Here is a 12,118-nt window from a genome sequence, read left to right as displayed (position 1 = left end):
ATTTTAAGAGGTGAGATTATGAAAACAAAAGAACTGTCAATGGTTGCACTCTTTGCAGCTTTAACAGCTATAGGTGCATTTATAAATATTCCACTACCGTATGTGCCATTTACATTGCAATTTATGTTTTGTGCATTTGCTGGAATACTTTTAGGTTCTAAATTAGGAATGCTATCGCAAATAGTATATGTAGGGATAGGACTTATAGGAATTCCAGTGTTTACACAAGGAGGAGGGTTTGGATATATATTTAAGCCTACATTTGGATATCTTATAGGTTTTATAATTGCAGCATTTATAATTGGAAAGTTAACTGAAAATAAGGAAGAGTTAAATATAAAAAATATATTATCAGCTGTATTGACTGGTTTATTTTGTGTATATCTTATAGGAGTACCGTATTTATATTTTATAAATAAATTTTATCTAGGTAATACATATACTGTATATTTAGCTGTTATTTATGGTTTTATAATGTGTATAGGTGGAGATTTTTTATTAAGTTTAATTATAGCTGTAGTAGGTTCAAAGATAATACCCATATTAAAAAAATTAGGATATATAAGCTATAAATAAAATACATAATAATAAAAACGTATTAACTTTATGTTTGAGATGTTTTCATATTGTATGTTTTTAATTTAAATTAAATTTAAATTAAAAACATTTTTATGGAATAAATTTTAAAAAAGAAAAATGTCAAAATTTATATTATGAAAATGTTTTTCAGAAAATGCGGAAAATGTTATAATATAGGAGAAAAAGAAGAAAAATAAAAGAAATATAGGTTAAAAACATGATCAGAAATAAAATAAAAAATTTTACAGAAGATATTTGTGAATATAATGGTTATTCTAAACAACAACAAGAAGAGATTGAATATACTCTTAGAATATTTATATTTGAGATACTAAAAATTTTAATTATAGTTGGATTATTTTCTGTAATCGGATACTTTAAAGAAATAGTATTTATTATTATAACTATGAGTTTAACTAAACCTTTTACTGGAGGATATCATGAAAGTTCACAACTCAAATGTTTAATAGCTACAATGATAATATTTTTAATTATTATCATTTTGGCTAAGAATAATAATTTAAATTTAATAAGTATTATTTTAATTAATTTGATAAATATTTTTAGTGTTTATCATCAAGCACCAATAATAAATAATGATATGCCTCTGACAAGATATGATTTAATAAAGAAAAATAAAATGTTAGCATTAGTAAATTCTAGTATATTATTTTCAATTGCTTTAATTTTATACAGTAAAGGGATATATAGTAGTATTATAACATGGACTTTATTCATAAATTCATGTCTTATGTTTAATAAAAAATAAAAATTTAGGAGGAAAATAAAATGAAATTAAAAAAAATGATGGGTGGATTAATGTGTTTATTATCAGTAGTTATGATGGATGCTAGTGCAGCATCTATGTTATTAGTAGGAACAGAAGAAATGCCACAATCAATGAAAAACAAGAGATAATAATTAATAATGATAGAAACTATAGATATAGTTAACACAATATTACAATCAATATTAGTAAGCTATTTTCCTTATTATTGTTTAAAAAAAGATAATTTATTAGAAGACAAAAAAAGCATATTTAAATTATTATTATGTTGTTTTTCAATATTTATTTGTATACAAATATTGACTAAAATGATAGGTGGAAGTTCATTATCTATAATTATAATGAATGTTTCAAATATAGTTATACTTGGTTGTTTTTATTTTAAAAACTATAGTAAAGCTCTTACATCTTATTTTATTATATATTTTATAATGCAATCAACAGTTATAGTATTTAGTAATGTACATTGGTCATATATCGAATATATAATTAATAATAAAGAATTAGCTAAAGTTTTAAGTGTATATTTACCAGTAATTACTATAGAAATTATAATAATAGTCTTAATAAGAAAAATATATTATATTTACAAATCATTATCTAAACATAAATATTACTTTGAAATAGCATTTTTATTTGTTTTTGCATTTGACTATGTACTTTGTTTATCATTAACTATACATGGAAATGATAGTATTATGTTTAAAAATTTAACAATAATTAGCTGTATTATATTTTTTATACTATTAGCTTTATATTTTGTAAATATAAATAAAAAAATTGCAGAGATAAAAAAATTAAATAGTTCTTTGAATAATAAAAATAATGAATTAAAGAAAATAAAGCATGATTATGGATCACAGATTTCTTATATAAATGGTTTATATATTATGAATCAATATGAAAGACTAGGTGAGCTTCTAAAAAAGATAATAGATGGTAATAATGATATATCAGATAATATAAGAGAAATATCAAATGAAGAATCTATTATTGCATATGTAGTAAATTCATTAAATATTGAAGGCATAAATTTAATAATAGAAGAAGATATAGATTTAAATTATTTAAATATTTCTGAGTATGAGCTTCATAAAATATTAGCAAATATAATAAATAATTCTATAACTGCTATGAATAATAATGGACTCATTATTATAAAAACATATAAGATTTTTAATAATGCATATATTAGTATAAAAAATAATGGCCCTAAAATAGAAGAAAAAATAATCGATAAAATATTTGATTTAGGATTTACAACGAAAACAGATTTAGGAAATCAAGAAAATGGTTTTGGACTAGCTATAGTTAAGGAATTAGTAGAAAATAATAATGGACAAATATATGTAGATAGTAACAATGACTATACTGAATTTAAGATAATTTTTAAACTTTAAAATCCGTTTATTCACCTTATTATATTAATATTCTATTTTAAAATTAGAGTAAATAAGGTGAAAGACGGATTTTTTTTATTCGGAAAATCCTAAAGTTAAAAATTTTTTGCCGTATTATTTGAAATATAAGGGGGGTGAATTTATGCAACAAATTTTAAAATTTAAAAAAGTAAAGTTGCTAAGTGTTGTTATAATTGTTTTATGTATGTGTACAAGTGTATTTATAAGTTTTGCAAATCCTCAAAGTAATAGTGAAGAAATAGACTTAGGGATAGACAATCTAAAGTATAATAAAAAAGAAGTTTTAGCGGTTAATGGTGATAGTATAGAAAGTATTATTCCAAAAGAAGGAATAAAATCAAATAATAAATTTGTAGTAGTTGAAAGAAGTAAAAAATCACTTACAACATCACCAGTTGATATCTCAATAATCGATTCAATAACAGATCGAACATATCCAGGAGCTTTACAATTAGCGGATGAGGACTTTGTTGACAATAAGCCAAATTTACTAATGTGTAAAAGAAATCCAATAGATATAAGTATAGACCTACCAGGTCTCAAAAAAGATAATACAATGACAGTTAAAAATCCAACATATGCAAATATATCATCAAGTATAGATGAGTTAGTATCTAATTGGAGTGAAAAGCACTCTCAAACTCATACATTACCTGCAAGAACTCAATATACAGAGTCTATGGTTTATAGTAAATCTCAAATAGCTAGTGCACTTAACGTAAATGCAAAAGTTTTAGATAATTCTCTAGGGATAGACTTTAACGCTGTATCAAATGGAGAAAAAAAAGTAATGATTGCAGCATATAAACAAATTTTTTATACTGTAAGTGCTCAACTACCTAATAATCCATCAGAGTTATTTGATGACAGTGTAACTTTTAAAGAGTTAACTCGTAAAGGTGTAAGTAATGAAACACCACCACTTATGGTATCAAATGTAGCATATGGTAGAACTATATATGTAAAATTGGAAACAACATCTAAAAGTAAAGATGTACAATCTGCATTTAAGTGCCTTATAAAAGGAAATGATGTAAATAGTAAGCAAGAATACAAAGATATCTTTGAAAATAGTTCATTTACAGCAGTGGTACTTGGAGGAGATTCAAAAGAGCATAATAAAATAATAACAAAAGATTTCGATGAAATACGAAATGTAATTAAGGAAAATGCAGAATTCAGCTTAAAAAACCCTGCATATCCAATATCATATACAAGTACTTTTTTAAAGGATAATTCAATTGCAGCCGTACATAATAAAACAGACTATATAGAAACTACAACTACAGAGTACTCTAGAGGTAAAATTAATTTAGATCATAGTGGAGCATATGTAGCTCAGTTTGATGTTTCATGGGATGAGTTTAATTATGATGAAAATGGAAATGAAATCTTAACTCATAAGACATGGAGTGGAAATAATAGAGATAAAACAGCCCATTTCTCAACAACAATACCACTTGAAGCTAATACAAAAAATATTAAAATTCTTGCGAGAGAATGCACAGGACTTGCTTGGGAATGGTGGAGAACTATTATAGATGAAAGAAATGTTCCTTTAGCAAATGAAATAAATGCTTCAATATGGGGAACTACTTTATATCCAAGAACGAGCTTAACATATCAATAAAACATACAACAATTATAACAATTTAATCAGCAAATTGCTGGTTAACTTTAATAGCATCTTAGTAAAAGTTAATTACTAAGATGCTTTTTTAGTGAAAAATAGTTAGACTTCAAATTATATAGCTATTGGTACTTAAATAATGTCCATTTGTGCTATGTATATAGAATAAAAAAATTAAAAATGTTATTATATGAAAGAATAAATATTCAAATTAAAATTTTATAAAAAAGGGTGTGAAATATTTTTGGAATATAAAAAACTAAGCAAAAAATCAAAACAATCTTGGTTTTTATCTAGATTAGTAACTACCATAATAGTAGGAATTTTTTTAGTTGGAGGAGAGTGGATTGTAAATTATAAATTAAAGTTGGAATTTACATTAATGTTTAAAACTCCAATAAATGTAATTATTATTATTATACTATTACTATTATTATTAAATACTTTTGTTTATCCAATAATAGAGTATAAACAATGGGAGTATATGATAAATGAAGATAAAGTTGATTTTAAAGAAGGGATATTTTCTATAAAAAGAACTATAATTCCGATGATTAGGATTCAACACATTGTAATTAATGAAGGGTTTATTAATAGAATATTTTCTCTTGCAAGTATAGATATACATACAGCTGGAGGTGTGCATACAATACCAAACTTAGAATTAAAAGATGCAAAAGAAATTAGCGAGTATTTAAGATCTAAAATAAGTGAAAAGGTGGAAGATGAAAATGATACCTATAACTAGAAATCACTGGTCAGAGATGATTTTTATGACTTTTGAAAATATAGTTAATTCAATTGTTTATATAATTCTTGGTTTAAAGATGATAAAAGAAGGAGCAGTATTTATTTTACTAGGTTTTATATTTTTATATTTAATGATAATTATAATAAAATGGAGATATAGCTTTTTTTATATTGAAGGAAGTACTATATTTGTACAAAATGGAATATTCAAAAAAATAAAAAAAGAAATACCAATAGATAAAATAACAACTTTAGATACAAAAACAAATATTTTAAATAGATTACTAAATACATCAAAGTTAAATATAAATACAGGTGCAATAAATAGTTTAGAAGATATAGAATTTTCATTTACATTAAAAAAAGATCAAATAGAAGTTATAAAAGAAAGAATATCAAATAGTACAAAGATTATATGTAAACAAGAATTAAAGGTAAACGAAGATGATATTAGATATAAAAGTAATTTATACAAAATGGAGCTTAAAGATATATTTTTATATACTATAACTAAAAGTAAAATTTATGTCATTTTAATGGTCGGATTTTTGTATAACATATTAGATGATTTAGTTGTAATTGATAAAGTAAATAAATATATAGATAATCATAGCAAAAAACTAGAATATTTATATGAAAATATATCAAAAAGTAACATAGCAACATTGGTTTTTATAATAATTTTATTTTTAACATTTATCTATATCATATCAACTTTAATTTGTTTTATATATAATTATGTAAAGTATTATAATTTTACATTACAGAGAATAGAAAATAATATATTTATAGAGTATGGATTTATTAGTAAAAAGAGCTTTAGCTTTAATATTGAACAAATTAACTCCATAAGATTTGATCAAAACTTAGTGTGTCAGCTATTAAATTTATATAACATAAATATAAGCGTAATAGGGTATCAAGATGATGATATAGCATCACAAACACTATTATATCCATTAGCTAATAAAATATTAAAAGAGGAAATAATAAAAAATATAGTATATGAACTTGAAATTTATGGAGAAAAAATTAAACCACCGAAACATACTGTAAGTATGTTTTTAATAAAAAGATATATAATTAGTCTAATAATATTATTACCAGTATTTTATTATGTAGATATTTATTTATGGATAATGTGCACCATATTATCTATAGTATTAATAATTCAAACTATTAGTGGGTATAGGCTGTATAAAAATACTAGTATAAAAATTGGTAAAGGAAAAATAGAAATAAGTAATGGTAGTATAAGGAAACAGACTATTATTATACCTAATGAAAAAATACAGTCAATTGGATATAAGCAAAGTATACTTCAAAGGAAAAAGCAAGTATATGATTATAATATAGATGTATGTTCAAATAACATTGGAGATTTGATTAAACTTAAAAATTTAGATACAAAAATAATAAATTATCTAGAAGAAAAAGCAGTTGTATAAAATAGAGCCTAATTAGGCTCTATTTTTATATAAAGAAAAATTAAATTTAAATTGTAAAAATAGTTGACGGCTTAAATGATAGGTGTTATCATTTAATTGAGATTATTGATAAAGATAATCATTTACAATAAGGAGGCGTATTTATGAAAATAATATATTGGAGTGGAACAGGCAATACTGAGACTATGGCAAATTTAATAGCCAAAGGTATTTCAAATAATGGAAAAGAAGCCGAGGTATTAAGCGTAGATAAAGTTAATATAGATGACATAAAAAATGAAAATATCTTAATATTAGGATGCCCATCAATGGGAACAGAAATGTTAGAAGAAGGAGAATTCGAACCATTTATACAGGAACTAGAAAATTTTGGACAAGGTAAAAAAGCATTATTATTTGGATCTTATGGATGGGGAGATGGAGAGTGGATGAGAAACTGGGAAGAACAAATGAAACTATATGGTTTTGAAATACCTATTGAACCAGTTATAGTGAATGAATCACCAGAAGGAGAAGACGAAGAATTATGCATAAAATATGGTGAGCAAATAGCTAAATTATAATAAAAAAATTAACATGTATTAGACTTAAAAATAAAAAATTACCCTTAAATTATACAACAATAAAAAGTAGACTAAATTAATGTACTGCACCTCAATTGTTGGAGCAAAAATCCAATGATTGGGGTGTTTTTATATATGCTAACTACTTTTTTATTTTAGAAGGAAAATAAATAAAAGACATACAAATTTTATCAACGGCCTTTAATACTTATAATGAATAAAAGTATCTTTTAAAACAGATATTAAAAATATAAAAATAAATTTTAAAATTAAGATAGAAATAGGATGTTTTAAAAGGAGATCTTTATGGATAAAAAGATAGTATTTAGAGTTATAGCTACAATATTTATATTTTCTATATTTTCTAAATCTGTATATGCAGCGCCTCCATCTTTAAGAGAGTTAAAGGCATACACAGAATATAATGAAATCTTCAATAGAATAGAAGATATAAGGAATAACATTACATTAATAAAAGTAAATCAATCAACTGATAAAAATAGCTCAAATAAAATACAAAGAGAAGTAAATTTTTTTGTTGCTCAATTGAACTCTATTGAAATAGAAATAGAGAAAATTAAAAAAGAACAATACAATTCAATGCCAGACCAAGTATGTGGAAGAGAACTAATGATAGTATGTGAAAGTTTAAAAATGAGTATAGAACAACTAGTATTATTACTAGATATTATAAAAGCTGATGAACCTGCAGGAAGCGATTTATTTTATTCTGAATATTTATTTCACTCATATTATCATTTAAACTTAGCCGATGATATTAGTGCTTATATAAGCAGATATTATAATTTTAAATAAAAAAACTAAAAGTAATTGTTACTTTTAGTTTTTTTATTTTTAGATGATACTTACGAAAAAGTGCGTATTTTAAAAATTCTTTATGCAATATTATACTAATCTTATTAGCTTAGAAATATTTTGATGTCATGGAAGATTTATTAAATAATTTTAGCATACAATATTTTTCATTATCAAGACCTTTAACAGATGAGCCAGATTTAATAAACAGATGGAAAAATGAAGATAAGAAAAAGCCAAAATGTGTATCTTGTAATAAATGTTATAATACCTATGGGAAAAGGTGTATATTAAATATAAAATGATTTTAAAAAAATATAATAAGGCTTAATACTATTGTATTAAGCTTTTTAATTTATAGAATTATATTAATACTATGGATTATGCAGAGTAGAATATTTGACAAATTTAACAAAAAGGATTTTAATATGTTTTGTAGTATTTAATATAATAGGATAAGGGGGTGTTGATAGTGAATGAGAAATATAGGTTAAATGATACGATACAATATTTGTACAATCAAATGTTGAGAGATGGAATACTAAGAGAGAGTAAAAAAGACCAAGTTCAATATATATTAGATATGATATCCATATATAATAATGATAAATTGGATATGATAGAAGATATAATTGAAAATGTAAAGTTATTTGGATATAAAGAAGAACATATTTTGCCGTTATATACAAAATTATTAGAATGTATAATAGATGTGGATAAAAAGTTAGATATAGATTTAGATAGTGGAAAATATGAATCGACATGTCAAATTGATAAGTTATTAGGACGCTAGTATACTAACTAGGTATTAAGGGGATGAAGAAATGGCTCACGTATTTGAAAAAAAATATGAAGTTGCATATAGAGATACGAATGTAAGACAAGAATGCAATTTATCGTCATATATGGAATTTATGGTAGATGCAGCATTTTGTCAAGAAGCTACTTTAGGGCTTTCTATATCAGACTTAATAAAGAGTAATCATACCTGGGTGATTTATGATTACAAAATAAAAATACATAAGTATGCAAATTATAGAGACAAACTAAAGGTAGTTACATATGTTAAAAGGTTTAAAAAATTCTATGCTATTAGAATATTTGAAATATACGATGCAAGTAATAATTTAATAGTAGAAGGAGAAACATTAGCATTTTTTATAGATATGATAAAAGTTAGACCATGCATTATACCGAAGTATTATTATGAACTATATTGTGTAGAAGAAGACAATAAGGAACCGATTAAAAAATTAAAACTAAAAGCACCAGAAAAGGTAACTCATGAAAAAGAGTTTGAAATTAGGTATGGAGATATTGATTTAAATTTGCATGTTGGAAATGTTCAATATGTAAAATGGATTATGGAAACTATACCATTTGAGGTAATGACTAATTATAGAAATAATCATATCAAGATAAAATATGAAAAAGAAATAAAATATGGTGAAAAGATAAGGGTCCAAACAGAAATTAAAAATCTAGAAAATAACATATTAGCAATTCATCAAATAATTGATAAAGATAATAAAGAAATAGCTTTATTAGAAAGTCATTGGGAAAAAATAAATGATAGCAATAATTTTATTAAAAATTTAAATATAGAACAGAATATAAAGCAATAATAAACATATATTATATAGAGAATTATATATACTATTTATAAAATAAAAGATTTTTAATCATTAATATAGATTGTTTAAGACTTAAAATAATAAAAGATGTGTATTGAAATACACACCTTTTGTTATTTTAATTAAAATTTAATCCTCTTCTTTTAAACAAATATTAAGAATTAGGGCAGCAATTGTTCCTGTACTTATACCCGATGCAAATAACATTTGAAGGGATTGAGGTAAATTATTTAATAAATCTGGTCTAGTTGTAATCCCTAGACCTAATGCAATAGAAACTACTATAATTAGAATATTTCTGTTATTCATTTTTATTCTGCTTAAAGTTTTCATACCACTAGCAGATACAACACCAAACATTACAACACCAGCACCACCTAAAACGGGATTAGGTATAGATGCCACAATAGACCCTAATTTTGGGAAAATTCCCAGAAGCATCATTATTATACCAGCCATAACAACGACATGTCGGCTAGCCACTCTAGTCATCGGAATAAGCCCTACATTTTGGCTAAAGGATGTATTTGGTCCAGCACCTAAAAAACCTGCTATAAAGCTTCCTACACCATCAGCTAAGACACCACGGCTCAAGTCATCACTATTAGGCTCTCTTTGAGATGCTTCACCAACAGCTATCAAACATCCAACAGTTTCTATAGTAGTTACTAAATAAGCAATTATAAAAGGTATTAAACCAGCTAAACTAAACTTAATTCCATATTTTAGAACTAGTGGAACACCAGGAACTCCAACAATAGATGCTTCTTTTATAGGATTAAAGTCAACAAGACCTAGAGGTATACATAATAAATAACCTAAAGTCATACCAATAAGTATAGAGGCACTACTAAAAACACCTTTACCATATCTATTAAGAAGAATAACTATTATCATGACTATTAAAGCAACACCAATATTAGTTATACTATCATATGTAGGCGATCCAACGCCACCAGCACACCAGTCCATAGCAACGGGAACTAATGTAAGTCCTATTAGAGTTACTACAGTACCTGTTACAACTTGGGGGAAAAATTTCATAAGTGGCTTTATAAATCGACTAAGAATCATTTCAATAAATGAGCCAAGTATCGTGGCACCAAGAATTCCTGCAAGACCCATTGAGGTGCCAACAGCAATAGATGGGCCTACAAATGTAAAGTCTGTTCCCATTATGCATGGAGCTTAGAACCTACTTTTCCTAATCCTCTAACTTGAATAACTGTTGCTATACCAGCTACAAATATTGCAGCGTTTATCATCATAGCGGTAGATTGGATATCAAATCCAAGAGCGGTACTTACAACTAAAGGAACTGCAACGATACCTCCAAAAGCAGCAACAATATGTTGAAAACCTAGAAGCACAGAAAGTTTTAATTGTGGTCTATCGTCAATTTGATAAAGTAGACAAGAATTTTTTGCTACTTTTATCATTTGAGAAGAATTTGTTTTATTCATTAATATTCCTCCTCAATATTTAATTTTGTTAGTGATATATTTTTAGTGATATTAAAGTATAGATTGAGAAGTTTATTTTAATGACAAATTTTAAATAAGTTTTATGTATACATCATATGTATATATGTATACGCAAAAAAAGCTTAACCATGAATCAGTAGTTATTTCATAGTTAAGCATTTTTGTATTTATTATTCCTCAATAAGAGCTATAGCTCTTATTGGTGAACCTGAGCCAGCTCTTATTTTAAGAGGTAGGCCAAAGTATAAGAACCTTTTATTAACAACCTTATCTAAGTTGCATAAATTTTCTGTATTGGTAATATCATATTCGCCGCATACTAGATGACCTGAAAAATCTATATCATTAGGATGATCAATAGCAGGGGCATCTACACCTATATTTACAACACCACATTCAGCTAAATATTTGGCAGCACTATAACTAAGCCCACTATATTCGGTTTGCCATTTGTCAGTTCCAAAATTTCTATCATAATGACCTGTATACATCAAAACTATATCACCTTTATTTAATTCTTCGTTGCATTTTTTTACAGCTTTTTTTATATCATCAACTTCTATGTATCTATCAGGCTTAATATGTGATAAATCTATACATATAGCGCTACCAAAGAAATAATCAAGAGGCATAAATTCAATAGTTTTACCACTAGGCTTGTACTCCCAAACAGCATCACAATGAGTTCCTCCGTGTTCACTTATAAGTAAGTTTCTAGCAGAAAAACCTAATGTCTTACTACCTGTTTTTTTCATATTTTCTTCATGGGTCATGTTAGTCATAATAAATGTTGGTTGATGCATTGGAAATACAGACATACCTTGAAATATTTCTTGAGACAAATCAATTACTTTTAAACTCATAAAAATTCCTCCTAAAAATGTTGTTGATAATAGATATTCATAAACTTAAAAAAATATAATCAAATTGCAAGTTGTATAACTTTAAATATAAAATCATTAGTTAAATTAAAAAAACTAAAAAATTTAGTAATAATTGTGATATT

14 protein-coding genes are annotated in these 12,118 nt (G+C 25.1%); 11 read left to right on the top strand and 3 right to left on the bottom strand.

Annotation, left to right across the window (positions count from 1 at the left end; translation table 11 throughout):
* Positions 1–18 precede the first annotated feature (18 nt).
* The 11 genes from NWE74_RS04600 (at position 19) to NWE74_RS04550 (ending at position 9,619) form a co-directional block, all read left to right on the top strand.
* The gene (locus NWE74_RS04600; RefSeq protein ID WP_258242056.1) at positions 19–576 is read left to right on the top strand and encodes a biotin transporter BioY; all 558 of its coding nucleotides are present in this window, start codon (positions 19–21) and stop codon (positions 574–576) included.
* 220 nt (positions 577–796) lie between these two features.
* Positions 797–1,348: an accessory gene regulator B family protein gene (locus NWE74_RS04595; protein WP_258242055.1), complete on the top strand. Its 552-nt coding sequence runs from the start codon at positions 797–799 to the stop codon at positions 1,346–1,348.
* Between the two features lie 20 nt (positions 1,349–1,368).
* The gene (locus NWE74_RS04590; RefSeq protein WP_258242054.1) at positions 1,369–1,497 is read left to right on the top strand and encodes a cyclic lactone autoinducer peptide; all 129 of its coding nucleotides are present in this window, start codon (positions 1,369–1,371) and stop codon (positions 1,495–1,497) included.
* 9 nt (positions 1,498–1,506) lie between these two features.
* A complete protein-coding gene (locus NWE74_RS04585) occupies positions 1,507–2,766 on the top strand; it encodes a sensor histidine kinase (RefSeq protein ID WP_258242053.1) in 1,260 nt (419 codons plus the stop codon).
* Positions 2,767–2,908: 142 nt separating this feature from the next.
* Entirely contained in the window at positions 2,909–4,417 is a 1,509-nt protein-coding gene (locus NWE74_RS04580; RefSeq protein ID WP_330666296.1) for a thiol-activated cytolysin family protein, read from the top strand.
* A 244-nt stretch (positions 4,418–4,661) separates the two neighbouring features.
* Positions 4,662–5,165, top strand: a complete 504-nt coding sequence (locus NWE74_RS04575; RefSeq protein WP_258242052.1) for a PH domain-containing protein — start codon at positions 4,662–4,664, stop codon at positions 5,163–5,165.
* Positions 5,149–6,615: a PH domain-containing protein gene (locus NWE74_RS04570; RefSeq protein WP_258242051.1), complete on the top strand. Its 1,467-nt coding sequence runs from the start codon at positions 5,149–5,151 to the stop codon at positions 6,613–6,615. The genes NWE74_RS04575 and NWE74_RS04570 overlap by 17 nt, the downstream gene beginning before the upstream one ends.
* A 143-nt stretch (positions 6,616–6,758) precedes the next feature.
* The gene (locus NWE74_RS04565) at positions 6,759–7,178 is read left to right on the top strand and encodes a flavodoxin (protein ID WP_258242050.1); all 420 of its coding nucleotides are present in this window, start codon (positions 6,759–6,761) and stop codon (positions 7,176–7,178) included.
* Between the two features lie 306 nt (positions 7,179–7,484).
* Complete coding sequence (locus tag NWE74_RS04560; RefSeq protein WP_258242049.1) at positions 7,485–7,994, top strand: hypothetical protein; 510 nt, start codon at positions 7,485–7,487, stop codon at positions 7,992–7,994.
* A gap of 472 nt (positions 7,995–8,466) precedes the next feature.
* Entirely contained in the window at positions 8,467–8,787 is a 321-nt protein-coding gene (locus NWE74_RS04555) for a hypothetical protein (RefSeq protein WP_258242048.1), read from the top strand.
* 31 nt (positions 8,788–8,818) lie between these two features.
* Positions 8,819–9,619, top strand: a complete 801-nt coding sequence (locus NWE74_RS04550) for an acyl-[acyl-carrier-protein] thioesterase (protein WP_258242047.1) — start codon at positions 8,819–8,821, stop codon at positions 9,617–9,619.
* Between the two features lie 138 nt (positions 9,620–9,757).
* On the opposite strand, the gene NWE74_RS04545 is transcribed toward NWE74_RS04550, so the two are convergent.
* The 3 genes from NWE74_RS04545 to NWE74_RS04540 form a co-directional block, all read right to left on the bottom strand.
* A complete protein-coding gene (locus tag NWE74_RS04545) occupies positions 9,758–10,804 on the bottom strand; it encodes a nucleobase:cation symporter-2 family protein (protein WP_330666294.1) in 1,047 nt (348 codons plus the stop codon).
* Positions 10,804–11,091, bottom strand: coding sequence for a solute carrier family 23 protein (locus NWE74_RS19195; protein ID WP_330666293.1), 288 nt, complete (start codon positions 11,089–11,091; stop codon positions 10,804–10,806). Before NWE74_RS19195 ends, NWE74_RS04545 begins: the two co-directional genes overlap by 1 nt.
* A gap of 191 nt (positions 11,092–11,282) precedes the next feature.
* Positions 11,283–11,975, bottom strand: coding sequence for a cyclase family protein (locus NWE74_RS04540; protein WP_258242046.1), 693 nt, complete (start codon positions 11,973–11,975; stop codon positions 11,283–11,285).
* Positions 11,976–12,118 lie beyond the last annotated feature (143 nt).

It is taken from the genome of Romboutsia lituseburensis, from assembly GCF_024723825.1.
In the GTDB taxonomy this organism is placed as follows: Bacteria; Bacillota; Clostridia; order Peptostreptococcales; family Peptostreptococcaceae; genus Romboutsia_F; species Romboutsia_F lituseburensis_A.
This window is presented reverse-complemented; position numbering and strand designations above follow the sequence as displayed.

Bases quoted from the DNA above. Each gene is read 5' to 3' on its own strand.
- NWE74_RS04600 (WP_258242056.1), top strand. From the start codon at position 19: ATGAAAACAAAAGAACTGTCAATGGTTGCACTCTTTGCAGCTTTAACA.
- NWE74_RS04595 (WP_258242055.1), top strand. From the start codon at position 797: ATGATCAGAAATAAAATAAAAAATTTTACAGAAGATATTTGTGAATAT.
- NWE74_RS04590 (WP_258242054.1), top strand. From the start codon at position 1,369: ATGAAATTAAAAAAAATGATGGGTGGATTAATGTGTTTATTATCAGTA.
- NWE74_RS04585 (WP_258242053.1), top strand. From the start codon at position 1,507: ATGATAGAAACTATAGATATAGTTAACACAATATTACAATCAATATTA.
- NWE74_RS04580 (WP_330666296.1), top strand. From the start codon at position 2,909: ATGCAACAAATTTTAAAATTTAAAAAAGTAAAGTTGCTAAGTGTTGTT.
- NWE74_RS04570 (WP_258242051.1), top strand. From the start codon at position 5,149: ATGATACCTATAACTAGAAATCACTGGTCAGAGATGATTTTTATGACT.
- NWE74_RS04565 (WP_258242050.1), top strand. From the start codon at position 6,759: ATGAAAATAATATATTGGAGTGGAACAGGCAATACTGAGACTATGGCA.
- NWE74_RS04560 (WP_258242049.1), top strand. From the start codon at position 7,485: ATGGATAAAAAGATAGTATTTAGAGTTATAGCTACAATATTTATATTT.
- NWE74_RS04550 (WP_258242047.1), top strand. From the start codon at position 8,819: ATGGCTCACGTATTTGAAAAAAAATATGAAGTTGCATATAGAGATACG.
- NWE74_RS04545 (WP_330666294.1), bottom strand. From the start codon at position 10,804: ATGGGAACAGACTTTACATTTGTAGGCCCATCTATTGCTGTTGGCACC.
- NWE74_RS19195 (WP_330666293.1), bottom strand. From the start codon at position 11,091: ATGAATAAAACAAATTCTTCTCAAATGATAAAAGTAGCAAAAAATTCT.
- NWE74_RS04540 (WP_258242046.1), bottom strand. From the start codon at position 11,975: ATGAGTTTAAAAGTAATTGATTTGTCTCAAGAAATATTTCAAGGTATG.